20 protein-coding genes are annotated in these 24,646 nt (G+C 62.6%); 6 read left to right on the plus strand and 14 right to left on the minus strand.

Annotated features, from left to right (window positions below; genetic code table 11):
- The first annotated feature begins 24 nt into the window (after positions 1 to 24).
- The 6 genes from ACA065_RS19595 (at position 25) to ACA065_RS19620 (ending at position 8,976) form a co-directional block, all read left to right on the plus strand.
- Complete coding sequence (locus ACA065_RS19595) at positions 25 to 3,198, plus strand: hybrid sensor histidine kinase/response regulator (protein WP_497691126.1); 3,174 nt, start codon at positions 25 to 27, stop codon at positions 3,196 to 3,198.
- A gap of 23 nt (positions 3,199 to 3,221) precedes the next feature.
- Positions 3,222 to 3,869 (plus strand): response regulator, encoded by a 648-nt coding sequence (locus tag ACA065_RS19600; RefSeq protein WP_053257033.1) that lies wholly within the window; start codon positions 3,222 to 3,224, stop codon positions 3,867 to 3,869.
- Between the two features lie 194 nt (positions 3,870 to 4,063).
- Positions 4,064 to 4,666 (plus strand): fimbrial protein, encoded by a 603-nt coding sequence (locus ACA065_RS19605; protein WP_497691127.1) that lies wholly within the window; start codon positions 4,064 to 4,066, stop codon positions 4,664 to 4,666.
- Between the two features lie 76 nt (positions 4,667 to 4,742).
- A complete protein-coding gene (locus tag ACA065_RS19610) occupies positions 4,743 to 5,474 on the plus strand; it encodes a fimbrial biogenesis chaperone (RefSeq protein WP_497691128.1) in 732 nt (243 codons plus the stop codon).
- 85 nt (positions 5,475 to 5,559) lie between these two features.
- Positions 5,560 to 8,070, plus strand: a complete 2,511-nt coding sequence (locus tag ACA065_RS19615) for a fimbria/pilus outer membrane usher protein (RefSeq protein ID WP_497691129.1) — start codon at positions 5,560 to 5,562, stop codon at positions 8,068 to 8,070.
- Positions 8,071 to 8,130: 60 nt separating this feature from the next.
- Positions 8,131 to 8,976: an HAD family acid phosphatase gene (locus ACA065_RS19620; protein ID WP_497691130.1), complete on the plus strand. Its 846-nt coding sequence runs from the start codon at positions 8,131 to 8,133 to the stop codon at positions 8,974 to 8,976.
- Positions 8,977 to 10,063: 1,087 nt separating this feature from the next.
- On the opposite strand, the gene ACA065_RS19625 is transcribed toward ACA065_RS19620, so the two are convergent.
- From ACA065_RS19625 to ACA065_RS19690, 14 genes are all read right to left on the minus strand, one after another.
- Entirely contained in the window at positions 10,064 to 10,498 is a 435-nt protein-coding gene (locus ACA065_RS19625) for a RidA family protein (protein WP_497691131.1), read from the minus strand.
- Positions 10,499 to 10,509: 11 nt separating this feature from the next.
- Positions 10,510 to 12,093, minus strand: a complete 1,584-nt coding sequence (locus tag ACA065_RS19630) for a flavin monoamine oxidase family protein (protein ID WP_497691132.1) — start codon at positions 12,091 to 12,093, stop codon at positions 10,510 to 10,512.
- An 11-nt stretch (positions 12,094 to 12,104) separates the two neighbouring features.
- Positions 12,105 to 13,028: an ABC transporter substrate-binding protein gene (locus ACA065_RS19635; RefSeq protein WP_497691133.1), complete on the minus strand. Its 924-nt coding sequence runs from the start codon at positions 13,026 to 13,028 to the stop codon at positions 12,105 to 12,107.
- A 17-nt stretch (positions 13,029 to 13,045) separates the two neighbouring features.
- Positions 13,046 to 13,819 (minus strand): amino acid ABC transporter ATP-binding protein, encoded by a 774-nt coding sequence (locus ACA065_RS19640; protein ID WP_071486260.1) that lies wholly within the window; start codon positions 13,817 to 13,819, stop codon positions 13,046 to 13,048.
- Positions 13,812 to 14,783: an amino acid ABC transporter permease gene (locus tag ACA065_RS19645; protein ID WP_497691134.1), complete on the minus strand. Its 972-nt coding sequence runs from the start codon at positions 14,781 to 14,783 to the stop codon at positions 13,812 to 13,814. Before ACA065_RS19645 ends, ACA065_RS19640 begins: the two co-directional genes overlap by 8 nt.
- Positions 14,784 to 14,808: 25 nt before the next feature.
- On the minus strand, positions 14,809 to 17,205 hold the full coding sequence (locus ACA065_RS19650; protein WP_497691135.1) for a TonB-dependent receptor plug domain-containing protein: 2,397 nt from the start codon (positions 17,203 to 17,205) through the stop codon (positions 14,809 to 14,811).
- Between the two features lie 1,171 nt (positions 17,206 to 18,376).
- The gene (gspD, locus tag ACA065_RS19655; RefSeq protein WP_497695383.1) at positions 18,377 to 20,503 is read right to left on the minus strand and encodes a type II secretion system secretin GspD; all 2,127 of its coding nucleotides are present in this window, start codon (positions 20,501 to 20,503) and stop codon (positions 18,377 to 18,379) included.
- A 5-nt stretch (positions 20,504 to 20,508) separates the two neighbouring features.
- Positions 20,509 to 21,027: a type II secretion system protein, XpsN-like gene (locus ACA065_RS19660; RefSeq protein WP_497691136.1), complete on the minus strand. Its 519-nt coding sequence runs from the start codon at positions 21,025 to 21,027 to the stop codon at positions 20,509 to 20,511.
- Positions 21,024 to 21,623 carry a type II secretion system protein GspM gene (gene gspM / locus ACA065_RS19665; protein ID WP_497691137.1) on the minus strand — a complete coding sequence of 200 codons (600 nt, stop codon included), beginning with the start codon at positions 21,621 to 21,623 and terminating at the stop codon, positions 21,024 to 21,026. The genes ACA065_RS19660 and gspM overlap by 4 nt, the downstream gene beginning before the upstream one ends.
- Positions 21,598 to 22,590, minus strand: coding sequence for a PilN domain-containing protein (locus ACA065_RS19670; protein WP_497691138.1), 993 nt, complete (start codon positions 22,588 to 22,590; stop codon positions 21,598 to 21,600). The genes gspM and ACA065_RS19670 overlap by 26 nt, the downstream gene beginning before the upstream one ends.
- Positions 22,587 to 23,288: a type II secretion system minor pseudopilin GspK gene (locus tag ACA065_RS19675; RefSeq protein WP_497691139.1), complete on the minus strand. Its 702-nt coding sequence runs from the start codon at positions 23,286 to 23,288 to the stop codon at positions 22,587 to 22,589. Before ACA065_RS19675 ends, ACA065_RS19670 begins: the two co-directional genes overlap by 4 nt.
- Positions 23,285 to 23,893: a type II secretion system protein GspJ gene (locus ACA065_RS19680; protein ID WP_497691140.1), complete on the minus strand. Its 609-nt coding sequence runs from the start codon at positions 23,891 to 23,893 to the stop codon at positions 23,285 to 23,287. Before ACA065_RS19680 ends, ACA065_RS19675 begins: the two co-directional genes overlap by 4 nt.
- A complete protein-coding gene (locus tag ACA065_RS19685; protein WP_497691141.1) occupies positions 23,890 to 24,222 on the minus strand; it encodes a type II secretion system protein in 333 nt (110 codons plus the stop codon). Before ACA065_RS19685 ends, ACA065_RS19680 begins: the two co-directional genes overlap by 4 nt.
- On the minus strand, positions 24,219 to 24,644 hold the full coding sequence (locus ACA065_RS19690; protein WP_497691142.1) for a pilus assembly FimT family protein: 426 nt from the start codon (positions 24,642 to 24,644) through the stop codon (positions 24,219 to 24,221). The genes ACA065_RS19685 and ACA065_RS19690 overlap by 4 nt, the downstream gene beginning before the upstream one ends.
- Positions 24,645 to 24,646: the final 2 nt, after the last annotated feature.

The following is a 24,646-nucleotide window of genomic DNA, read 5'->3' on the forward strand; positions in this document are numbered from 1 at the left end:
ATCCTGCGCTTGCGGAAACCCCTGATGAAGCACAACAACGCGGTCCTCGAAGCCTTTACCCGCAGCTCCGTGCGCCTGAACAAAGGCCTGATGGTGTTGATCGGAATCGCGTTGCTGTTGGTCCTGACCAATTACTGGTCGCTGCAACGCGGGGTCGAAACCCGCTACGGCGCCACCCGCTTTCATTTCGCGCGCCTGATGGAAAACCTGGAGGAACAGCAGTCATACCTCAAGAGCCTCACTCACCCGGGCATCCAGGCCGAACTGCTGCGCGCCACCAACGTCCAGGTCAGCCTGAAAAGCCGCATGGTCGAAAACCACCGCACGCTGTACGAAGGCCAGAAGTATTCGTTTTCGGTGCCGTTCAGCGTCAAGTTCGATGAGCAGCAGGTCAGCCCCGCCGCCAGGCCGCAGATCTTTGCCCTGGGCGCGCACCTGACCAGCTACTACAGCGCCTTCTGGTCCTCATCGCCGTACGAGGCGCCGCAAACCTTTCTGCTCAATCGCCAGACGCCGTACAACATCACCGTCCCGTCGGTGGGCTATCAGCGTCGAGAGAGCACCGAGGAAACCGGCAACCTGGTGGCGCTGGTCAATGCGGTGCAACAAACCCTCGAGCAGACGCCGCAACCGCTGGAACAGAACCGCGTGTACTGGCAAGCCGGCCCTGCCCCCGACCACCTGTTGGCTTACATTGGCCTGCCCCTCGCCGGCCAGGGCCAGGCGGTGGTCGGCACCGTGCTCGACGTGGCTCAGGTCGACGACGTACAGCGCGCCCTGGAGCATTCGGCATTTGATCGCTTCACCCTGATTGCCCCCGACGGCACCCGTTTGATCGGGCCCGAGACGCAAGCGACGCTCAGCGATGGCATACACATCAACGCCGACGGCTTTGAATTCAAGATCACCCAGGCCGGTGACCAGCCCTGGAGCGCGATCTATGGCTTGACCTACTCGCACTTCTTCCACTCGGCCTTATGGCCGCTGAGCAGCCTGGCGCTGTTTCTCGCCAGCCTGATAAGCCTGGGCTGGGCCGGCAGCCGCTGGTATCGGCGCCAAGTGATCACGCCCGCGCGCCTGGCCCACGAGCGCATTGCCGAAAGCGTGGCCTTCAGCCGCGTGATCATCGACACTGCGCCCACCGGCTTGTGCGTTGTACGGCGCAGCGACGGCGAGGTTTTGATCGAAAACCAACGCGCGCAACAGTGGCCGGGCACCACTCGCCTGGTGGCCGCCCTGGCCGGTGTGCACGACAGCGCCGAGAGTGGTGAAACGCACCTGGAGATCGAAGGCCGGCACTTGCAAGTCGGCTTTGTGTCCACCCGTTATCAGGCTGAAGACGTACGCCTGTACGCGTTCAATGACATCTCCCGGCATATCGACGACGCCCAGGCCTTGGAGGACGCCCGCCGCGCCGCCGATGCCGCCAACAAGGCCAAGACGCTGTTCCTGGCGACCATGAGTCATGAAATTCGCACCCCGCTGTATGGCGTGCTCGGCACTCTGGAGCTGCTCGGCCTGACCGACCTGGACCCCCATCAGCAAACATACTTGCACACGATCCAGCGTTCCTCTGCCACGCTGTTCCAACTGATCAGCGATGTGCTGGACGTGTCGAAGATCGAGTCCGGGCAAATGGCGATTGAAGCCGTCGAATTCTGCCCGCTGGACATGCTCGAAGACACCCTGCACACCTACTCGGCCTTCGCCCAACGCAAGGGTTTGCAGCTCTACAGTTGCATCGATCCGCAGTTGCCGGACTGTGTGATGGGCGACCCGATGCGTATCCGCCAGATCCTCAATAACCTGGTGAGCAACGCGCTGAAGTTCACCGATATCGGCCGTGTGGTGATCCGTGCCAGGGTCACGGCGCACGATGCCGAGCACGTCAACCTGGAGTGGCAAGTCACCGACTCCGGCGTGGGCATTCCCGAGGCGCAGCAGGCCAAGCTGTTCGATGTGTTTTACCAGGCGCCCGACACCGCCGGCGAAGGCGGCGCCGGGCTGGGGCTGCCGATTTGCCGCTGGCTGGCGCAGATGATGGACGGCGAGATCAAGGTGGTCAGTGAACCTGGCCTGGGCAGCAGCTTTACCCTGAAGATGCGCCTGGCGCTGTGCAGCGGCGTGCTGACCAACCCGCCGCTGATTGAGCCCAGCCCCACGCCCGTGTATGTGCAGGCGTCGGTACGCGAGTTGGCGCAGTCAGTGTGTGACTGGCTCAATCGCCTGGGCATTGGCGCAGCGCTGGCGGCCCCCAACCCGGAGCAGGACAGCCGCCACGCGGTGCTGGTCGACGTGTTGCCCAACGAGCCCGCCCGCCCCTGGCCCGGCCAGCGCGTGCTGTGCTTGCCGAGCGCACACAGCCCGCCGCTGCACACGGGCCAGGGCTGGGTCGTGGATATGCACGACGTGCGTGCCATCGCCACCACCGTGTCGCTGGCCCAGCACGGCAAACATGAGCAACCGCCGGCGGCCCAGCCACAAAGCGCCGGGCAGTTGGGGCTGCGCATCCTGGTGGCCGAGGACAACCCGGTCAACCAGGCGATTATCAAAGAACAGCTCGAGGCGCTCGGCTGCTCGGTGACCCTGGCCGCCAACGGCGAACAGGCGTTACAGCTGTGGCAACCGCAGGCCTTCGACCTGGTATTGACCGACGTGAACATGCCTGTGATGAATGGCTATGAGCTGGCCAAGGCGCTCAGGGCGCATGACCGGCAGTTGCCGATTATCGGCGTGACCGCCAACGCCATGCGCGAAGAAGGCGTGCGCTGCCTGGCGGTGGGCATGAATGCCTGGATCGTCAAGCCCTTGAGCCTGCAAACCTTGCGCGCGCAGTTGGTCAAGCTGTGCAAAGTCAAGCCACCGGTCGCACCACCGCCCGAGCCGTTCGACGACCGCGTGCAGCTGTCGGACAAGATGCGCCCGCTGTTCATCAGCAGCGTGCAGCAAGACTTACAGCGCATCGGCGCAGCCCTGGCGCAACGTGATGCACGCACCCTCGGCCAAATACTGCATTCGGCCGCCGGTGCGCTGGGTGCCGTGCAGGCGCTGAACCTGGCCCAGGCCTGCATCGAACTGGAAAGCGCACTGAACCGCGGCAGCCTCGACACCGCGCTTGAACTCAGGGTGAAGGCTGTGATGCAGCGACTGTCGGCCGTCCTGGAAACTCTCCAGCCCGGGCACACTTCCCTCACTTGAACTGGCACTACGGACGGCCCTTTATGAAAAAATTCAATGTGGTTATCGCGGACGATCACCCGATCGTGCTGCTCGGGGTACGCGAACTGGTGGAGCGTGACACGCGCTTCCAGGTCGTCGGCGAGGCGGTGTGTTCGGCGGGCTTGATCGAGCTGTTGCAGCGTCAGGGCGCCGACATTGTGATCACCGATTACAACATGCCGGGCGACTCGCCCTATGGCGATGGCCTGAAGCTGGTGGAGTACCTGAAACGGCATTTTCCGCAGGTACAGATCCTGATCCTGACGATGATTTCCAATCACCTGATCCTCACCCGCCTGCAGGAGCTGGGTGTGGTCGGCATCATCCAGAAAAGCCAGTTGCACACCGAGATCCAGCTGGCGCTCAAGGCGATTGCGCAACAGAGTGCCTATCGCAGCCTGGAACCGCCCAAAACCTCGGTGATCGAGACGCTCACGGCCATCGACGAGCGCTTTACCAGTTTGTCGCCCAAAGAGTTCGAGATCTTGCGCTTATTTATTTCCGGCATGAGCGTGAGTGATATTGCGCGCAGCCAGAACCGCAGTTCCAAGACCATCAGTGCGCAAAAGATATCGGCGATGCGCAAACTTGAAGTGAGCAGCGACCAGGACCTTCTCGCCTATTGCCTGGCGCGCAACATCTTCAACTAAGCACCACTCGCAAGCCATTCCTGGACAATGGCTTGGCCCTTTATTTGCCGGCCTCCCACCTGCCTTCCGGTGCAACTAACCCATCTCTTGCGCGGCTTATAAGAATCGTCTTATTCGCTCGCAGCGTCTCGCCGCTTACTCTTTCCTGGCAGTTCAACAACCGCATTTTCCAACTAACACTTACGGACATCATCATGAAGAAGTTTTCCCTGGCTGTTATCGCCTCGGCCATTATCGCCGCCTCCGGTAGCGCATTCGCCGTAGACCCGGCCCCCACGCCTACTCTGGGCGGCAGCGGTAAAATTACCTTCACCGGCGTGATCAACAACGACGCCTGCTCGGTAGACGGCGCCAACTCCGACCGCACTATTTCGGTGGACATGGGCAACGTTTCGATCAAGGACATGGGCACCGCGGAAAACCCAACCGCCGGCCGTGTGACCGCCAAAGACTTCAACTTGAACGTCAACTGCAATCAGGGCACCAAAGTCGCCATGATCTTTGACGCCAACAACGGTGGTTCGGGCCTGGTGACCGGCAAGAACGTACTGGCCCTGAACGCGGGTTCCGCTTCGGCTAAAAACGTCGGTATCGCCCTGCTCGACAGCAACGGCACACTGATCGACCTCAGCTCGGCCGCCACTGCGCGCATCGAAAGCACCATGCATGGCACCGGCTCTGCCGGCGGCGACGCCACCCTGAGCTTCGCGGCTGCCTACGTCACCACCGGTGCCGCCGGTGCGTCCACCGCAGGTCGCGGTGATGCCACCCTGCCGTTCATCCTGCAATACGAGTAACCCCGGCGCCCCGTGCACCGAACGCGCGAGGCCATGCGGCCTCGCCATTCTCTTTTGATAACACCGGATAACCCTCATGCTGCCTCGTTCTATCGCCGCATGCCTGGGGCTGCTGGGCATGCTTATGGCTACCCAGGCCGCCGCCAGCATTTCATTGAACGCCACCCGTATCGTGTTCGATGGCGACCACAAAGAAGCCAATATCACCGTGCGCAACGGTAACCAGGACGTGTTGATTCAGTCATGGGTCGACATGAACGATTCCAGTGGCAGCCGTGCGCCGTTTGCCGTCACCCCGCCATTGGCGCGGGTATTCGCCAAAGAACAGCAACTGCTGCGCATCTTGTATGAAGGCACTGGCATGCCCACGGACCGCGAGTCGGTGGTGTGGCTGAACGTGCAGGAAATCCCCAAGGCCAGTGAGGTCGAGAACACCTTGCAGTTGGCCATCCGCCAACGCATCAAGATTTTTTACCGCCCTGCCGGCCTGACCGGCAGTGCGTTGCAGGCCCCCGCGCAGCTCGAATGGACGCTGGTCAAACACGGCGCGCAAACGCTGTTGCGGGTGAAAAACCCGACGCTGTACCACGTGTCCATGGCCGACGTGAAGGTGCAGGCGCAACTGGCCAGCGACTCGACCATGATCGCGCCCGGCGAAGAAAAACAGTTCCCGCTCAAGGCGGCGCCAGCAGCCGGCGCGGTGCAACTGTCGTTTTCCAGCATCAATGACTACGGCGCGCAGAACCACTACACCGCGCCCCTGTCGAGCGTCGCTGTGCACGCGACCGAATCACGCCTCAACCCCTAAGCACTTTCTCTAACCCACAGGCTCACGTCGCGTGCGTGTTTGCGTGCCCGCCTGTTCGCCAACCAGGGATGTCACAGGTCTTCGCATGTCTTTTCTTTCCAGTAACAGGCCCGCGCGTGGCGCACTGAAGTTGCAGACGCTGTCGCTTGCGCTTGCCGCCAGCCTGCCGGCCTGGGCTATGGCCGATGAGGCAGCGGAAACCTTCAACACCACGTTCCTGCAAGGCTCGCAGTCACCCGTCGACCTGCAGCAGTTGCTCTCGGCCAACAGCGTGTTGCCGGGCAATTACCGCGTCGACCTGTACAGCAACGAAGTGCTGGTGGGCCGGCGCGATATCGACTTCAAACGCAACCCGAAAAACGACCGGGTTGAAGCCTGCCTGACCCTCGATTTGCTCAAGCAATTGGGCATCGACATGCACCGCCTGCAGGCCGCGGGCAAAGTCGACCCGCAGCAACCCCAGGAATGCTACGCCCTCGCCGACATGATCGAAGACGCCAACGTGCGCTACGACAGCAGCCGCCTGCGCCTGCTCGCAAGTATTCCGCAAGTGGCCATGCAGCGCGGCCTGCGCGGTTACGTCGACCCGCAGTTATGGGATGAAGGCGTGCCCGCCGCGTTCATCAACTACCAGCTCAACAGCAGCCGCACCGCTGGCGACTATAAGGCGCGCATCTCGAATAACCTGGGCCTGCGCAACGGCATCAACCTGGGCGCCTGGCGCCTGCGCAACGAGTCGAACCTGAGCGGCGGCACCGGGCGCTCGAACACCTTCACCAGCAACCGCACTTACCTGCAACACGACGTGACTGCGATCAAGGGCCAGTTCAGCGCCGGTGAGATTTTCTCTGACACCGACCTGTTCGACAGCGTGCGGTATCGCGGCCTCAAACTGGCCTCCGATGACGGCATGCGCGCCGACAGCGAACGCGGTTATGCCCCGGTGATTCGTGGCGTGGCGCAGACCAACGCGACCGTGGAAATCCGCCAGAACGACTACATCCTCTACACCGCCAACGTCGCGCCGGGGCCGTTCGAGATCAATGATATTTACCCCAGTGGCTCCAACGGCGACCTGCAAATCACCGTGATCGAAGCCGACGGCACGCGCCGGGTGACGACGCAGGCGTTTTCCAGCCTGCCGATCATGGTGCGTGAAGGCCAAGTGAAGTACAGCGTCTCGGCGGGTACGTTCAAGAGCAATGCCGAGGGCCTGGCGACCCCGCGTTTTCTCAGCGCCACCCTGGCGTATGGCTTGACCAGCAACCTCAGTGGGATTGTCGGGCTGCAAGCCAGCGAGGACTACAACGCGCTGTCGGTCGGCGCCGGCAAGAACACTTCGTTCGGCGCCTTCTCGTTGGATACCACCCACTCATCCAGCAAGGCGCAGGGCAAAACCACCCAGGGCAGCAGCGTGCGTGCGCTGTATGCAAAAACCTTTACCGGCACCGACACCAACTTCACCCTGGCCGCCTACCGCTACTCCACCGAGGGCTACCGCACCCTCACCGACCACGTAGAAGACAACAGCCAGGATGTGCGCGTGCGCACCGGCCATTCGAAAACCCGCACCGACCTGACCATCAACCAGAGCATCGGGCGCAACAGTGAATTCGGCAGCGTGTATGTGAACGCCAGCGACCAGCGCTACTGGAACCGTGGCGGCTCGCAGAGCTTTTCGGCCGGCTACACCAGCAACTGGGGCGACCTGAGTTACAACCTCGGCGTGACGCGCACCAAGCAAATCGTTGCCTGGGGCCAGCCGAGCAGCGACACCCAGTTGAACCTGTCCGTCTCGTTCCCGTTGGGCGGCCAGGCGCGTGCGCCACGCGCATTTGTCACCACCAGCCGGCAGCACGGCGACACCACCACACAGGCGGGCATCAACGGCTACGTCGCCGACACCAGCGACACGTTCTATTCGGTGCAGGCCGGCCACAGCGACACCAGCGGCGATTCCGGCTCGGTGAATATCAACAGCCGCACCTCGGTGGCGGACGTGAGCGTGGGTTACAGCCAGGGCCAGGGTTACAACTCGCAGAACCTCAACCTTGCCGGCTCCGTAGTCGCTCACGCAGGCGGCATCAACCTGGGGCAGACCGTCAGCGAGACCTTCGCGCTGGCTGAGGTGCCGGGCATCTCGGGGGCGAAAATCAGCAGCTACAGTGGCGTCGAGACCGGCCACAACGGCTACGCGGTGATCCCCAACGCCCAACCCTACCGAGTGAACTGGGTGAGCCTGGACACCCGCGACCTGGGCGGCGATGTGGAAATCACCAACGCCACCCAGCAAGTAGTGCCGCGTCGTGGCGCAATCGTGGTGGCGCACTACAGCGGCACCACCGGGCGGCGGGTGTTATTTGAGTTGTTTGATGCGCAGCATAAGCCGCTGTCGTTCGGGGCTTCGCTGGAAGACTCGGCTGGCAAGCAGCTGGCGATTGCGGACCCGAATGGTAATGCGCTGGCGTTGGTGGAGGAGGATCAGGGCACATTGGTTATCAAGTGGGGCGATCAGCAATGCAGCGCGACCTATGCATTGGCGCCGCAGAACAAGGCATTGAACTATGAGCGCCAGGCGTTGGTGTGTAAGCCTTGATTGTGTGGGCGATTCGGCTACTGTGCTGACCACGCGCCCACCCTCTTCGAGACTTGCCCCATGCGTAATCTGTTCTTCGCCGGCGTCTGCCTGCTGACCACCGCCCTCGCAGGCTGCCAGCAAAGCCCACCGGCCAACGACCAACTCGACGCTGTGCTCTGGACCCAAACCTCCATCGAACACGAGTTGATTTACCGCCAGCTGTTCGCCAACGCCACCCGCCAGCTCGACGTCGCCTTGGCCGACCCAACCTGGGACGCCCTGCCGTTTCCGCCCCGTAACTTGAGCGGCCTGCCGCCGGCAGTGGTGGTCGATATCGACGAAACCCTGCTCGACAACGTGCCGCTCAATGCCCGCGACATCATCAATAACCAGGTGTACTCCTACGACCGCTGGAACACCTGGGTTGACCAGGCCAAGGCCCAAGCCCTGCCCGGCGCAGTCGCGTTCCTGCAGGCCGCGCAGCAAAAAGGCATCAAGGTTTACTACCTCACAAACCGTGAACACAGCCAGGTCGCGGCCACCGTTGCCAACCTGCGACTGCGCGGTTTCCCGGTTGAAAGCGACGAGCAGGTGCTCGCTGCCAGCACGCCTACCGGCCATTGCGAAAGCGCCGGCTACGGCAAGAACTGCCGCCGCCAATGGGTCGCCAGCCACGCCCGCGTATTGTTGATGGCGGGCGATTCGCTGGGGGATTTCGTACAGGCCGAACACAACACACTCGCAGACCAGCGTAAGGCGGTTGCGCCCTATGTGAGTTGGCTGGGGCAACGTTGGTTTTTGCTGCCTAATCCGAGTTATGGCAACTGGTACAGCGCGCCGTATGGGGATGATGAGAAGTTGCCGTTTGAGCGTAAGCGCCAGTTGAAGCAGCAGGCGTTGCAGTTGGGGGGTCAGGGGGGGTGAGTACATATCCGTTGTTTGGGTTAGGGCGGGTATTGGTTCCGCCCTTACGGCGGGTCACTTTTGAAAAGAGCCCAAAAGTAACCAAAAGGCTCTTGCCCCACCACTCGGCACCTCGCCTCCGGCTCGGTGTGCCCTCACGCAGGCTTTGGAGCGGGGGCCGCCGCGATGGGCCATCCTTGGCCCAGCGCGGCTAAACCGGCGTCCTGCCGGTTTACCCCCGCTCCAAAGCCTGCGTTCGGCCAGCGTGGTTGACGGGGCGCCTAAGATCAAAATCAAGATCAAAAGCAAGAGCACGGCGGCCTAGTAGCCGACCTGAGTGGTTAGATCAAAAGCGAAAGCGAGGCGGCCTTACAGCCGACCTGTTTACTGAAGCTGTTCTCGGCTTATTGTGGGAGCGGGCTTGCTCGCGAATGCGGTGTGTCAGTCAGCTTATTTGTAACTGACACACCGCATTCGCGAGCAAGCCCGCTCCCACATTTTGAGCTCAGTACATCAGGTAGATGTGTGTGTACTCGGTCAAATGTGGGAGCTGGCTTGCCTGCGATGGTATCAACTGGGTATGCCTGATGTACCGAGGTGTCTGCATCGCAGGCAAGCCAGCTCCCACAGAAAAACAGCTCTGCTTCTGCCCTGTTTTTGCCCTGCTTTTGCTTCAACCACTCAGGTCGGCTACTAGGCCGCCGTGCTCTGCTTTTGATCTTGATTTTGATCTGACAGGCCCCGTTAACCACGATGGCCGCACGTAGGCACGGTGGAGCGGGTAAACCGGCAGGGATGCCGGTTTAGCCGCGCTGGGCCAGGGATGGCCCATCGCGGCGACCCGCGGAAACGGGCCGGAGTGCGGGCATGCCGAGCCTAGGCGAGGCACCGAGTGGTGGGGCAAAGACCTTTTGGTTACTTTTGGGGCGTTTGCCAAAAGTGACCCGCTGTAAGAGCGGAACCATACGAAGCCGTTACCGCAGCAACGGATATGTACTCCCCCCCAACCAGCAAAAAATCCCCCCCTCCCGCGGCCGAAAGCTGACGCTGCAGGTCGAAAAACACCTTGCTGGCCTTGTCGCGCACAAACACATCGTCCTCATAGGACTCAGGCGGTTCTGGCAGCGATGGCTTCAACTTCAACCAACGCACCCGGCAACGGCAAGGCCACCACTTGCAACGCGGTACGCGCCGGTTTGTTCGGCTGCTCAGGCGTGCCAAAGAACTGCGTATAACCCCGCTGCAACCCGGCAAAATCCAACTTACCGCCGGTCTCTTCGGCGCCGACCAGAAACACCCGCAACTGCACGATATCGCCCAGATCCAGATCCTGCTGTTGAAGAATCTTGCGCAGTTTGGTGAACACCGACACCGTCTGCACTTCGGTATTGCCATATGCCGCCGGCGTCCCTGCCAGCGCCCGCGCATCAGCCAGGTCGGGCAAGGTGCCACTGACGAAAATCAGGCTGGCCGAAGCCGGCACGGTGACAGTTTGCGAGATCGGGAAATCGCCGACACGGGTACGTTGAATGCTGTCGCTCATGAGGGTGCTCCTTAAGACACGGCCACTGCCGCAAGATGTGTTTGTTGAGTCACACGGTCAGCCAATTGCGCGACCACGTGCCGCGCCGAGTTGGCCGCCGATTCCTGCCAGATACCCACGCCGCTCTGCACCAGGCCATCGCCGGCGAAGTACACCCGGCCATGGGCTTGTTCGAGCAGGCTGCTTGCGTCAGCCGGAAAGTGTTCGCGCTGCAGCCACGGGCCTTCGCTGTAGGGAATCTGTTCCCAGGACACGGCCAGCGGGTTGCGCAGGTGTTTGGCATAACCCGGATGCAACAGCTCCACGGCTTCCTTGGAGGTGGCGTACTGCTGCTCGAACGGTTGCGCGCCAAACACGTCGGCGCCCTCCCCGGTTACATAACCGGCCACCAGCAAACCTTCGCGGGTGTTGAGGTCGTTACTGGGATACCAGAGCAGCCGCGCCGGGTGCTCGATCCACGAGAGGCCGCCGTAGGTGCGGTAGTCGGTTTCCCAGAAGCGCGGCGATTGCCACGCCACTTTGGTTGCCTGGTCGCTGCGCGTGGTGAGCAAGGCCGCCTTGATCGGGTCGCTGAAGTCGGTGTCGAGCTTGGCCAGCAGCGGCAGCGGCAACGTCGACACCAGGTAATCGGCGCGCACCACCTGTTCGCGGCCACTGCGCTTGTCGTGGTAAGTCACCGCGACGCCGTCTTCCAACTGACGGATCTGGCGAACCTGCGCGCCCAGTTGCACGTAATCGCTGACGCGCCGGTAGAAGGCGTCGGTGATGCGGTCCATGCCGCCGACCGGCTGGAACATGGTCGCCGAGAACTCAGGGAATTCAGTGTGCAGCAATGCGCCCCAAAGCTGCGGATGCAGCAAGCGGTCGAGCGCAAGCGGGCTGCGGCTGGCGGGCAATGCGCCGGGGTGCGCGGGCGACTCCAAATGACCGGCACGCAGGCTGCCCTCATAGGCCAGTTCTTGCGACAGATCGCCGTAGACCTGCAAGAACGCCAGCAAGCGCGTGCGTTCTTCGCCGCTCAACACATCATCGAGCGCATCGCGCTGCACGGCTTTGGCGAGCAAGCCGGACAAGTGCCCACGCGCATCGTTGATCGCCTGGCCGACGGTGAATGCCGGCTGTTGCAGGTCCGGGCGTACCTGGGCGCCATGGCTGCTGTTGACCAGCACTTCCAGCGGCACGCCCAGCTCGCTGCAGTAATCGAGAATCGTACGGTGCTGGCTGGGAATCCTGGCCGGGCCAGCGTTGAAATACAGGCCCTGATCAAATGCCACGGTTTGCGTGCGGCCGTCCTTGTAATCCACGCGGTCGCCATTGCGCAGAGTCCAGGTGCGCCCGCCAACCCGATCACGGGCTTCCAGCACGTGCACATCGAACCCGGCGCGGGTCAGTTCCAGGGCGGTGACCAGCCCGGCAATGCCGGCGCCCAGCACCAGCACCCGAGTGCCCTGCCCCAAACCGGCCTTGAGTGTCAGCGGTTGCGGGCGTCGGTGCGACGACGGCCCCAGGCCCAGTACCGCCAGTGCGTCCTTGACTGCCTGCTCACCGCCCACTGCGGCGATGCTCGACAGCGCTTCACGTCGTGTCAGTCCCATGTTCGCGACTCCTAGTCCGGCAGGCCCGGTGGGTTGATCAGCGACGTGTCGACGCGCTCGATATCCAGGCCCCAACGCTGCAGCACCTGTTCGTATTGGCCACCGGCAATCGCGCCTTCCAGCGCGGTGTGGATCGGCTGGACCAGGCCATTGTCCTTGCGCGTGGTCACGGCGATATCGGCTTTCAACGGCCAGCCACCATTGACCGTACCGACGCGCTTGATGCCGCCAGTGATCGCGGCCGAATAGGCGTACACCGAGTTAGGCCCGAACAGCGCATCGCTGCGCCCGGACTGCACCGCCAGTTGCGCGGCGGCCTGGTCGTCGAAGTACTGCAACAGCGCGGGCTTGATGCCGGCCTTTTCGTTGGCTTCGTTCCACGCCAGCAGGACTTTTTCCTGGTTGGTGCCGGAGCCGACGATGATCTTCAGCCCGGTAATGTCGGAGGCTTGTTTGATCTCGGTGATCTTGCTAGTGCTCTTGACGTAAAAGCCGAGCACATCCTGGCGGTAGGTGGCGAAGTCGAAGCGCTTCTTGCGCGCTTCGGTCACGGTGACATTGCTGATCACCGCGTCGTATTTGCCCGAGCTGACGCCGAGCGGCCAATCCTCCCAGCTGGTCTGCACCACGTTGAGTTGCAGGCCGAGACTGTCGGCGACCAGCTGCGCGGTGTCGGCCTCGCTGCCGATGGTGGTCTTGTCGTCATTGGCCAGCAGCGCCAAGGGTGGCCCGGCCACGCCAGACACGGCCACGGTGAACTTGCCCGGCTGGGCGAACTTGAAGCCCGGCGGGATCTGCGCGATGGCCGCTTCGTTACGCGGCACATGGATGCGCACGCGGTCTGGGCTGAGGTCAACCTGTTGCACAGCGTATGCGCTTTGCGCGGTGCTGACGGCAAGCGCCAGCAGGGCCACACGGGCGGTATTGATGAACATGGCAGTCACTCCTTGAACTAAAGCACTTTGCCGAGAAAGGCCACGGTGCGGGGATGTCGGGGTTGGCGGAAAATCTGTTCGGGCGGGCCTTCTTCGATCAGTTGGCCGTCGCACAAAAACACCACGTGGTCGGCCACCTCGCGGGCAAAACCGATTTCGTGGGTGACAATCACCAGGGTCACGCCCAATTGGGTCAGGCCCTTGATCACGTCGAGCACCTCGCCCACCAGTTCCGGGTCGAGTGCTGAAGTGGGTTCGTCAAACAGCAGCACTTTGGGGTCCAGCGCCAGGGCTCGGGCGATGGCGACCCGCTGTTGCTGGCCACCGGAGAGCTGGCGCGGGTAAGCATCGACCTTGTCCGCCAGGCCGACCTTGGCCAGCAGTTCGGACGCCTTGGCCTGCGCCTCGGCCTTGCTCCAGCGCTTGTGGGCCAACGGCGCCTCGGCGATGTTTTCCCAGGCGGTGAGGTGCGGGAACAGGTTGAAGTTCTGGAACACGAAGCCCACGTCAATGCGCCGCTTGAGAATCTCGCGCTCTTTCAATTCGTAGAGCAGGTCACCCTTGCGCCGGTAGCCGACATATTCACCGTCGATGGTGATGTGCCCGCTGTCGATTTTTTCCAGGTGGTTAATGGTGCGCAGCAAGGTGGATTTGCCCGAGCCGGAGGGCCCGAGAATCACCGTGACCTTACCCGGGTCGATGGTCAGGTCGATATCTTTGAGCACCTGCTGGTTGCCAAAGCGCTTACCCACGCCCTGGATCTGGATGCGCCCGGCGCGTGCTTCACTCATGGGTTTTCTCCTTGAGCCAGCGGCGGATGCGTTGCAGTGGTGTGGGCGGCAGCACGCGCGCAGTGCCACGCGCAAAATGACGCTCGACGTAATACTGGGCGCTGGTCAGCACGGTGGTGATGATCAAGTACCAGACGGTCGCCACGATCAGCAGCGGGATCACCGCCTGGGTGCGGTTGTAGATGACCTGCACGGTGTAGAACAGCTCGGGCAAGGCCAGCACGTAGACAATGGACGTGCCCTTGACCAGGCCGATGATTTCGTTGAAACCCGAGGGCAGGATCGAGCGCAAGGCCTGGGGCAGGATGATCCGGAAGATGCGTCGCGAGGCCGGCAAGCCCAGGGCCGCCGCGGCTTCATGCTGGCCGGCGTCCACACCGATAAGGCCGCCACGAATGATCTCCGCCGCATACGCCGCTTGCATCAGGCTCAGGCCCAACACCGCCACGGTGAATTGGCTGAGCACATCCACCGTCGACCACTCGGCGAACACCACGCTGGTGAACGGCACGCCGAGCACGATGTGGTCATACAGGTAGGCAAAGTTGTAGAGGATGATCAGCACCAACAGCGCCGGCATCGAGCGGAAAAACCAGATATAGCCCCAGGCCAACGCCGCCAGCAGCGGCGAGCCCGACAGCCGCGCCAGCGCCAGCGCAGTGCCGAGGATGATGCTGAACACGGTGCTGAGCAACGTCAGCAACAGCGTCTGGCCGAGGCCGCGCAGCACCGACGGCGAGAAGAACCACTGGCCGAACACGCCCCACTCCCAACGTGGGTTGGTGGCCAGCGAATGCACGATGGCGAGCAGCACCAGCGCGGCGAAAATCGACCCCGCCCAGCGCCAGGGGTGCCGGGCCGGCACCACGTGCAAGGCCTTGATCGGCGTTGCTACGCGGGCCTGGCGCACCGGGTAGTCGGTGACCTCATCAATCAGGTCATAGGTTTTGGCGACAATGGGCATGTTCTATTCCTCGCGGGTTGCGGCCTTAGAAGGCGTAAGTCAGCCGGGTGTAGTAGTACCCGCCGGTAAAACCGTAGGGCGAATACGTGCCGTAACTGGCGAGCATGGTGCTGCTCGGCACGCCTTGTTTCTTGGGGTAAACATCGAACAGGTTCTTGGCGCCGACGGCGATGTTGAGGGCTTTGGTGAGGTTGTAGCCAAGGTCGAGGTCGGTGATCCATTTGGCGCTGTAGACCCGGTCGAGGCTACGGTCGGCGGAGACGTTGACCTCTTTGTAGGCGCCGTAGCGGGTCAGGGCCAGGTTGAGGTTGAAGCGGTCGATGCTCCAGTCGCCGCCCAGGATCAGCTTGGTCTTGGGCTGCACATCGGTGATCAGGCCACGGGCCTGGCGGTCCATCAGGTCATAGGAGGTGCCGAGGATGTCGGTGGATGCCTTGTAGTTGAGGATCTTGGTCTGGTTCCAATTGAACGCCGCTGTCCACTTCAACGCGCCGTACTGGCCGATGTCCTGGTTGTAGTTGCTGACCAGGTCCACGCCTTTGGTGCGGGTGTCGGCGCCGTTGATGAAATACTGGCCGCCGGAGGTGGAGTTGATGCCGTTGTTCTGCAAGACCTGGGTGACTTGCGGGCCGAGCAAGGTGCCGGTCAGGGTGATGCGGTCACGCAGGTTGATCACGTAGGCGTCGGCGGTGAAGTTCAAACGGTCGGTGGGCGTCAGGGTGAAACCGAGGCTGAAGTTGGTCGAGCGCTCGGGCTTCAACTCTTGCGCGCCAAGGGCTTTGGCCGCCGCCGAACCCACTGGCAGCACGCCGTAGTTGATCGACTGATACACGCCGTCGACCACGCCATAGGTAGTCGAACGTGCGCTGAATAAGCTGTTGGCCAGGGACGGCGCACGGAAGCCATTGCTGACGGTGGCGCGCACGGCAAATTGCGGGGTGAAATCGTAGCGTGTGGTCAGTTTGCCGCTGCGGGTCGCGCCGACGCCTTCGTTGTAATGCTCGTAGCGCAACGCGGTGCCCACGTACCAGTCCGGCAATGGGTTGAAACCCACATCCACATAGCTGGCGAGGCTGTTGCGCGAGGCGCTGGTTTCTTCATCGGGTGAAATACCGTTGGTGACCTGCGCCCCGGACGACGCGCAATTGCCCGGCGCCACGCAGTAGCCGCCGTCGGCATAGGACGCGTAATCACCGGCCTGCACCTCGTAGGTGTCGCGCCGATGCTCGAAGCCGTAGGACAGGTCCAGCGGCTTTTGCAGGCCGACATCGAAGCCGCGCTTGAAGTCGAGGTTGGTGGTCAGCTCGGTGGAAATCCAGGTGCCGGAGGTAAAGCTGTTGGGCGTGTACTCGCCCAGCGACGGGTTCTGGTTGTGGGTGGTGCCCTGCTCCGCTTCGTTACGCCCGTAGGTGGTGGACAGGTCCCAGTCCCATGCGCCGACGGTGCCTTTGCCGCCGAACGCGGCCTGGAAGTCGTCCTCGTCGATGTACCAGGTTGGCGTATACCCGGCCGGGTAGCCATTGGGCCCGGTGGTAATGGTGTTGGTGATGGTCGGCAGGCGGAAGTTCTGCCCCTGCTCGGCCTTGCGCCGCGAGTAAGTGGTGAAGGAATACAGGCTCAAGCTGTCATCGATCGGCAGCTCGGCGTTATAACCCAGGGTCAGCAGGTTGGTCTTGGGCGTGCCGTAGCCGCCATACGTGGACTTGCCCGCCAAACCGTAGGCTTGCTCATAGGTGTAGCCGTTGGCGCTGGCCTTGTTGTCGTCATTCTGGCTGCGTGCATCCAGCGCAAGTTGCACGATGCCGCCGTTGCCGATTTCAAAACCCTTGTTGAGGCTTTGTTGCACGGTCTGTTTCTTGCCGTCGTAACCCTGGCCGACGTTGGTCACCGAGGTGCCGCTGGTGTCGGCCTTGAGGATCACGTTGATCACCCCGGCGATGGCATCCGAGCCATATTGGGCAGCGGCGCCGTCGCGCAGCACTTCCACATGGTCGATGGCGCTGATGGGAATAAGGTCTAAGTCAGCCGGCGCGGCGCCGGTGTTGATGCCGTTGATGTTCAAGGTGGCGCTGGTGTGGCGGCGCTTGCCGTTGACCAGCACCAGCACTTCGGCGGCACTCAGGCCACGCAGGTTGGGCGCACGGGCAATGCCGCTGGCGTCCCAACCGGTTTTTTCCGGCAGGGTCAGGGATGGGATGACGGCGCTCAGGGCTTCCATCAGGCCGGGCTTGCCGGTGCTTTGCAGTTGCTTGGCGCTGACCACATCGATTGGCACCGGGCTGCTGGTGACGGTGCGCTGCTCGGCGCCACGGTTGCCGGTGACCACCACGGTAGACAGGGTATCGTCCTGGGCCTGCGCCTGGGCCGTGCTTGCCAGCAGGGCCAGCGCCAGTGCGGTGGTGGGGTGTAAGACGTGTTTCATGGCCACTCCAAACTTTCCAGATCGCGAAGTCGGGCAGTCGCGCGGTTGTGCGCGGTGCTCGGGTTTTTCGAGGGTGTTGCGGCGATTTGGATCTAGGTGTGGGGCGAGCGAGGGGTTTGAATGGGCAACATACGTTGAACTCCGTTCCAACGATTCTGCCGCGGGGTCATTGCCCGGTTGTGGCGCGCAGAATCTGAATCACGCTGGGTACCATCCGAGGTCAGGGGTAGGCTGTTGCGATCAAACATAACGGAATGGATTTTAAAAATATAATGCTATTTGGGCATAAGCTAATATTCTCTACTTTCATTATTTATGAATTACTTTATTCATATTGGTAATGTTTTTTAGGTTAGGGTTGAGTTTGGTTGTGTACATATCCGTTGCTGCGGTAACGGCGGCTATTGGTTCCGCTCTTACAGCGGGTCACTTTTGGAAAAGAGCCCCAAAAGTAACCAAAAGGGCTCTTGCCCCACCACTCGGCACCTCGCTTAGGCTCGGTGTGCCCTCACGCAGGCTTTGGAGCGGGGGCCGCCGCGATGGGCCATCCTTGGCCCAGCGCGGCTAAACCGGCGTCCTGCCGGTTTACCCCCGCTCCAAAGCCTGCGTTCGGCCAGCGTGGTTGACGGGGCGCCTAAGATCAAAATCAAGATCAAGATCTACAGCACGGCGGCCTAGTAGCCGACCTGAGTGGTTGAATCAAAAGCAAAAGCAGAGGCGGCCTGACAGCCGACCTGTTCACTGAAGCTGTTCTCGGTCTAATTGTGGGAGCGGGCTTGCTCGCGAATGCGGTGTGTCAGTCAGCTCATTTGTAACTGGCCCACCGCATTCGCGAGCAAGCCCGCTCCCACATTTGGAGCTCAGTACATCAGGTAGATGTGTGTACTCGGTCAAATGTGGGAGCTGGCTTGTCGGACCGCCGAACCGCTGCGAAGGCATCAACTGGTTATGCCTGATGTACCGAGGTGTCTGCATCGCAGGCAAGCCAGCTCCCACAGAAAAGCAGCTCTGCTTTTGATCTGTTCTTGCTGTGCTGTTGCCCTGCTTTTGCTTCTACCACTCAGGTCGGCTACTAGGCCGCCGTGCTGTAGATTTTGATCTTGATCTGACAGGCCCTCTACCGCCATCGCAGACAACCCAGCCCCCACATTTTCTACCGCATTCCCTCACTTCATTTCCCCGGCCGCAGCAACTGCATCTGCTGCCGATAATCATCCGTCACCTGCCGCGCCTGGCTGCTACTGGTAATCACCCTGGGCGTAATCAACACAATCAACTCCGTGCGATCCTTGGACTTGCTGGTATTGCCAAACAACCACCGCAACCCAGGAATCTTGCCCAAATACGGCACAGCACTGACACTCTGCGCGTTGTCCTGCTTGATCAACCCGCCCAGCAATACGGTCTGCCCGCTTTGCACCGCCACCTGCGTCGACACCGACCGCGTCGAAATACGCGGATTCACCGGCGTATCACTCGTGCCACTCTGACTCTGCGCATCACTGACCTGCTGCTGAATATCCATATACACCAGCCCCCCCGGATTAATCCGCGGCACCACATCCAGAATCACCCCCGTCTGCACATACTCAACACTGCTCAAGGTCGTATCCGAGACCCCGGTATTCACCGTGGTCTGGCTGATCGGAATGTTATCCCCCACCTGAATCTGCGCCGGCTGGTTATTCATCACCACCAGCGACGGCGCCGACAACACCTGCGTACGCCCATTGGTCTCCAACGCATGCAACGCCACCTGCAAATTGGCGCTGACAAACGAATAAAACAACGAATCCGACGCCCCCAACCCCGCCCCGCCACCGCCCAGCGCACCCTGGCTACCAGACGCATTCGCCACCGTCTTACTGGCAGAGTTCCCCGCCAGCCGCCCCAAATACCACTGCACCCCAAGGTCCAGCTCCCCGGTCAACTTGACCTCAAGAATGCGCGTCTCGATCTGCACCTGAAGCGGCGGGTTATCCAGGCGCTTGATCGCCGCCTCGATCTCTTTCCATTGCGCCGGACGCGTGCGCACCAACAGTTGGTTACTGCTTTTCTGCGCCGTAATACGTGTACCGGCTTCCAGGCTGTTATCCGGCGCAGGCTGCGCAACATCAGACGCTTGCTCAGGCTCTTCGGCTGGCGGCGGCGTGTTCTGCAACCCACCGCCGCTGTTGCTGTTGAGCGACGACAAGGTGGTAGTGCGCAACCCCGGCGCGACCTTGGCCGGGGTGTCGTCCTTGATCGCATCATTGCCGTAGATCTGCCGCAGGTACTTGGCCAGGTCCGAAGCCTTCATATTGCGCACGTCGTAGACGTACATTTGCGGTTCATTACCGCCGCCTTCGTCGATGGTGCGAATCCAGTCACCCACCTCGCTGAGGTACTGCGGCTGCGAAGAAATCGCCACCACTGAATTGGTGCGTTCAATCGGCAAAAACCGCAGCATCCCCGCCAACGGCATGCCGCTGTCCGGGCCGAACATGGCTTGCAGCTCGGGCATCAACTCGGCCACCGACGCGCGTTGCAGGCCGAACACGCCCACCGACATACCCTTGAGCCAGTCCACATCAAAGGTGTCGATGGTCTCCTGGTAGTTGGCCAGTTCCTCCGGGGTGCCGGCCAGGCTGAGGATGTTGCGCGCCGGGTCCACCAGCAAAAAAGCATTCTCACGGGCAAACGGCTTGAGCAGTTTTTGCATCTCGGTGGCAGAGATATAGCGCAGGGGAAACAGCCGCGCCGACAGGCCGCTGGACGGCGCAGCCACATGCATTTGCGGCACCAGCTTACCGGCCACCGCCTGGTCGGCGGGCAGAATGACGTAGCGTTGGCCCTGGCGGATCATCGCGTTGTCGGTCCAGGACAAGAGGGTTTCGAGAATCGCCAGCGCCTGCTGCTTGTCCACCGGTTTGGAGGTGGAAAAGCTGACGTTGCCCTTCACGCCCTGGGCGATGCTGTAGTTTTCGTGCAGCAGGTCACCCATCACGCTGTTGATCACCGCCTCAATGGGTTGGTCGGCGAAGTTGAACACGATGTCACCACCCGCATCCTTCGCACTCGGTGTTGCGCCGGGCGGGCGCACGAATTGCTGGTTGCCGCGGATCACTTGGCGCTGTGGCGCTGACTTGGCCTCAGGCTGCGCGCTTTCAGGCGCAGGTGCCTCAGTGGGTGGGCGCTGTGAGCCGGTGCCCTGCATGGCTTCGTGCAGCAGGTCATCGTCCGGATCGAGGCGGTCGGGGAAGGCGCCGCAGCCGCCCAATGTAAGGGCGGCGGCCAGGCAAAACGTTGAGGTGCGCATATCGATCAAGGGAGGGGCTCGCGGGGAAGAGTAATCGGGGACCGGGTGGACGGCGGCGGCAGGCGCTTGGTGTAGAGGTTCAAGGTTTGCGTGCGGCCATCCAGGGCGAAACGGGCGTATTGCGGCGTGAGGTGTTCCAGGCGCCAGCCGTTGGGCAGCGTCTGGCCCAGGCGTACCGTCAAAGGGCGGCCATCGGCCTGTTTGAGCATCGCCATTTGCAGGTTGCCGGTGATCATGATGCCGCTGAGCGTCAGGTTGGCCAGGCCCGTGACCCGCGCTTTGCCCACCACGCTGTCCGGGCTGCGATCAGGGCTGAACAGCGGCGCTTGCCAAGTGGCAGCAAGGCTTTCCAGTGCCACGTTCGGCGCCACTTGCACGCTGGCCGAAGGCTGCGCGCGCGTGACCGGTTCGGGCAGCCATTGGGGCTCATCACCGAGGCTGCTGAGAATCACCGCCATCAACACGCCGAGTAACCCGGCCGAGCCGAGCAAGCCCCATTCCAAGGGGCGCAGCGCGCCGATCATCGCGCCACCTGCGGTTGCAGATAGCCGCGCACCAACAGGTGCACCAACAGTTTCCCCGCGCCACCCGTGGCAGGCGCCTGCTGGCCACGGCGAATGCGCAGCTCATCCACAAACAGAAACGGCGGCTGGTATTCCAGTTCATGCAGCACCGCTTCCAGGGGCTCGATGGCGCAGTTGAGCGTGAGGCTGACCTTGACCTGGCGATACGGCTCAGCCTCGTCCTGCTCCGGGGTGATGGGTTTGCGTTGCGTCAGGCTACAGCCGCCGCCCAGAGTGGCGTGGCTGTTGATCAGGTCGGCGAGGCGCTGCATCAGGTCGGCGGCCACCACGTCGGGGTCATCCCCCGGCAACAGGCTGGTGCTACTGGCCGGGTCTTGCTGCGCCAGCAGCAGTTGCTGGCGCAGCGCATCGCCTTGGCGCACCACACCCGCGTAGCGTTGCTGCTGCTCGCGCAATTGCTCGGCCTGTTCGCCCATGTCGCGCAAGGGGCCGGCGAACCAGCTGTCGATCAGCAGCCAGTAGGCCGCGCCGACGACTACAGCCAGCAACAGCAAGGCCGCGCCGCGACGTTCACGGGGTGTGAGGGGTCGGCGCATCGGCGGCCTCCTGGCGTAGGTGGGCGCGCAAGGCAAACTGGTCCTTGCCGGTGCGCGCATCAGGTTGAATCACCCCTTCGAACTGGGCGTTTTCCAGGCTGTGGCAGCCCTTGATGCGGGTGATCAACGCGCTGGCCTTGGCGCTTTGCCCCGAGACGGAAATTTCGCCCTCCTTGACGTCCAACTGGTCCAGCCAGGTGTCGGCGGGCAGGCAAGTGGTGAGGTCGTTGAGCAACGCGGCCAAGGGCGGCTGCGCCAGTTTGCGGCGGGTTAAATACTGCGCCGCGCCGCGGGTATTGAGCAGTTGCTGGCGCAAGGCGTGCACCTCGGCGACCTGGGCTTTTTGCTGCTGCACGCTGGCGTGCATGGCGTCGAGCACGCGCTGGCGGTCGTTGAGCCACAGCAACATCGCCGCAATCAACAAGGCGCCGCACAGCCATGGCAGGCTGCGTTGCAAGCCTTTACCGGCTGGGCGTTGGCGCGGGCGCAGGGGCGCGGGGAGCAAGTCGATGCCCAGGTTGTTCACATCCACACGATGGGGGTGCAAACCGAGGGCGGCGCAGTCGACAAGGATCTGGTCCAGCTGTTCGCGCAGGATCGCCACCAGCGTGACCTGCAGGTGCGTGGCTGTGCGTTGATCCTGACGTGCGACGAAGTACAGCTGGTCAGCCTCGAAGGGCGTGTAGCGATCCAGCTCGTAACCGACCACGGCGGTCAGGTTGCGCGCAGCCGCCAGTGGCAGTTGCACGGTTTGCAGCAGCACCGCGTCAGGCGCGAGCATCAGCACCTGGCGCGTGCTGCCAGGTGCGACGCGCGCTTTGAATGGCCAGTGGTAGACCTGCTCAGGCGGCTCGTGCAGCGCCAGCCAATTCGGCACACAGGCGCGCAGTTCCGCGAGCCACAGGCGCCAGCCTTGTTGCAGCAAGCTGCCGCGCCAATGCCGGGCGATGGGTTCGAGTCGATTCATTCTTGCCAACGCAGCACCCGGTAGGGTTGCGCGCTGTCCTCCGAGGGGCTCAATAAAACGGTGATTTGCAGGCGTGCCTGATAGCCGCCGGGGCGTTGTGCGTGGCTGTCGACCACCAGCACCTCGCCAGGGTCGGCGCCTTCGGCGTTCTGGCGCGGCAGGTTCAGCGCCTTGCGCATCAGCGGGCTGGCGAAGGCTGGATCAGGGCGATCAAGGTCACTCCACAAGGTGATTTCCGGCAGCAATTGGCTGTACAGCGTTTGCGTCATGCCGGGCAGTTGGCGCACTTCCTCCAGCACCCGAAACGGCGGCAGGCCTTGCTGGCGGCGCGCTTCCAGGGCCTTGATCAATTGGTCGGCCTGGGCCTGGGTGGCACCGCAGGCCAGGGCCAGGCGCGTGAAGTCATCCGCCTCGGCGTTGATCAGGTAGAGCTTGCCGCGCTCGCTGCGCAGGCTGACGTGCAGTTGGGCGTCGTCGAAGGTCAGCGGGATGTCACGGCCGTCGGCGACCCAGTGCCGATCAGCCATCGCCAAGGCGATTCCGGCTTCCGCCGCCAGCACGGTCTGGGTGTGCTGGCGCAACCACAGCGCCTGACGGCTTTCCAGCTGCACCCAACCGGCCAGGCCGCCGAGCAACACGCTGAGCAAAGCCAGCGCCCACAGCACCAGCAACAGGGCAGCGCCACGTTGGCGCCTCATTCTTCGAGTGCTCCGCTGGCGAGGTTCAGGCGCAGGGCGATGACTTGGGTGACCCACGGCAGTGGGCCGTCAAGGCCGGCGACGATGCGCACGGCTGAAGGCAATCGCCGGGGCCACGGCCACTCATTCATCCAGCCTGTGGCTTGGCCCAGCGGTGAGATACCGCGGTAACTGAACTGTAAATCTGCGACATTATTCAGCAGCACTTGCGGCTCACTGCGGGCGGCGTTGGTGTGGGTTTGCAGCTGAGAAAACGCCACCTGCAGCTTCCGCTCGACCCTTTGCACGGTAAAGCGCTGAATGCCGCCACCGAGCACACCCGGCAACGTCGCCACAAACTGCAAGCGCTCAGGCGTGCCGACAAAAAAACCCTGCGCCTGGCTATCGTCTTCGGTGACATCCAACGGCAGCGCCTCGCTGATCGCCGTGCGCAAAAACTGCTGCGCGGCGCGCATTTCATCCAGGCTGGCGGTGTAGCGCTGGGCTTTGGCCACGGCACGGTTGGCCCCCAGCAATGCGCCGCCCACCAGCACCAGCAACACCGCCAGCAAGCTCAATACCACGAGGATTTCCAGCACGGTAAAGCCCTGCTCGCGGCGCTTCACAGGCGCGCCTTCAAGGTACTGAAATGAGCGTGGTGCGGCCCTTCGCGGACGGTCAGGTCAAGACGAAACACCTGCGGCTGTTGCCGGGTGCTGGTCAGTTGCCAGTGGATGCCCTGCAGATTGCCCTGGCTGACGCCCTCGGCCAGCGGCCCCGCCGCTTCCTGATCCAGCACGGTAAGCGCCGCGTGAGTGAGGCGATCACTGTGAGCGACTTGCGACAGCGAACGTGCACTTTGGCCGAAAGCCACCAGCAACACCGTGCTGCATACCGCCATCAACGTCAGCGCGGCGAGCATTTCAAGCAAGGTAAAACCCGCTTGGCGCTTCATGGCAGCGCCTTGGACTGCACGCTGCCGGTCAGCCAGCCCACATCAATGCGCCAACGCCGAGTGCCGTTGGCCAACAGCAGGTTGCCGCCGGTGGAGCTGCCGTCGGGGTAGAACTCGATGGCGGAGCCGGACTGTTCAGCGGTGTGCAAGGTCACGTGCAGCTCGGGCGGCCAGCTTTGCTGCGTGCGGCCCGGCGCCTGGAAGGTCATCTTTTTCAGATCAAATTCAGTGCGCGCCGTCGCGCCGTTGATAACTGCCCCGGCCCGTGTGGTGCGCAGCGCGTCGACCAGTTGCCCAACCGCGCGACGCTCTTTGGCCACCTGCAAGCCTTGGCGCACGCCCAGCCCCAGCAACCCGGCGGCGAGGCCGATCAACAGGATGACCACCAGCATCTCCATTAGAGTAAAGCCGCGTTGGGTCATGC

The organism is Pseudomonas sp. LBUM1640 (assembly GCF_059716225.1).

Excerpts from the sequence above, each read along its gene's own strand:
- ACA065_RS19595 (WP_497691126.1), top strand. The coding sequence starts at position 25 with ATGAAGCACAACAACGCGGTCCTCGAAGCCTTTACCCGCAGCTCCGTG.
- ACA065_RS19600 (WP_053257033.1), top strand. The coding sequence starts at position 3,222 with ATGAAAAAATTCAATGTGGTTATCGCGGACGATCACCCGATCGTGCTG.
- ACA065_RS19605 (WP_497691127.1), top strand. The coding sequence starts at position 4,064 with ATGAAGAAGTTTTCCCTGGCTGTTATCGCCTCGGCCATTATCGCCGCC.
- ACA065_RS19610 (WP_497691128.1), top strand. The coding sequence starts at position 4,743 with ATGCTGCCTCGTTCTATCGCCGCATGCCTGGGGCTGCTGGGCATGCTT.
- ACA065_RS19615 (WP_497691129.1), top strand. The coding sequence starts at position 5,560 with ATGTCTTTTCTTTCCAGTAACAGGCCCGCGCGTGGCGCACTGAAGTTG.
- ACA065_RS19620 (WP_497691130.1), top strand. The coding sequence starts at position 8,131 with ATGCGTAATCTGTTCTTCGCCGGCGTCTGCCTGCTGACCACCGCCCTC.
- ACA065_RS19625 (WP_497691131.1), bottom strand. The coding sequence starts at position 10,498 with ATGAGCGACAGCATTCAACGTACCCGTGTCGGCGATTTCCCGATCTCG.
- ACA065_RS19630 (WP_497691132.1), bottom strand. The coding sequence starts at position 12,093 with ATGGGACTGACACGACGTGAAGCGCTGTCGAGCATCGCCGCAGTGGGC.
- ACA065_RS19635 (WP_497691133.1), bottom strand. The coding sequence starts at position 13,028 with ATGTTCATCAATACCGCCCGTGTGGCCCTGCTGGCGCTTGCCGTCAGC.
- ACA065_RS19640 (WP_071486260.1), bottom strand. The coding sequence starts at position 13,819 with ATGAGTGAAGCACGCGCCGGGCGCATCCAGATCCAGGGCGTGGGTAAG.
- ACA065_RS19645 (WP_497691134.1), bottom strand. The coding sequence starts at position 14,783 with ATGCCCATTGTCGCCAAAACCTATGACCTGATTGATGAGGTCACCGAC.
- ACA065_RS19650 (WP_497691135.1), bottom strand. The coding sequence starts at position 17,205 with ATGAAACACGTCTTACACCCCACCACCGCACTGGCGCTGGCCCTGCTG.
- gspD (WP_497695383.1), bottom strand. The coding sequence starts at position 20,503 with ATGCGCACCTCAACGTTTTGCCTGGCCGCCGCCCTTACATTGGGCGGC.
- ACA065_RS19660 (WP_497691136.1), bottom strand. The coding sequence starts at position 21,027 with ATGATCGGCGCGCTGCGCCCCTTGGAATGGGGCTTGCTCGGCTCGGCC.
- gspM (WP_497691137.1), bottom strand. The coding sequence starts at position 21,623 with ATGCGCCGACCCCTCACACCCCGTGAACGTCGCGGCGCGGCCTTGCTG.
- ACA065_RS19670 (WP_497691138.1), bottom strand. The coding sequence starts at position 22,590 with ATGAATCGACTCGAACCCATCGCCCGGCATTGGCGCGGCAGCTTGCTG.
- ACA065_RS19675 (WP_497691139.1), bottom strand. The coding sequence starts at position 23,288 with ATGAGGCGCCAACGTGGCGCTGCCCTGTTGCTGGTGCTGTGGGCGCTG.
- ACA065_RS19685 (WP_497691141.1), bottom strand. The coding sequence starts at position 24,222 with ATGAAGCGCCAAGCGGGTTTTACCTTGCTTGAAATGCTCGCCGCGCTG.
- ACA065_RS19690 (WP_497691142.1), bottom strand. The coding sequence starts at position 24,644 with ATGACCCAACGCGGCTTTACTCTAATGGAGATGCTGGTGGTCATCCTG.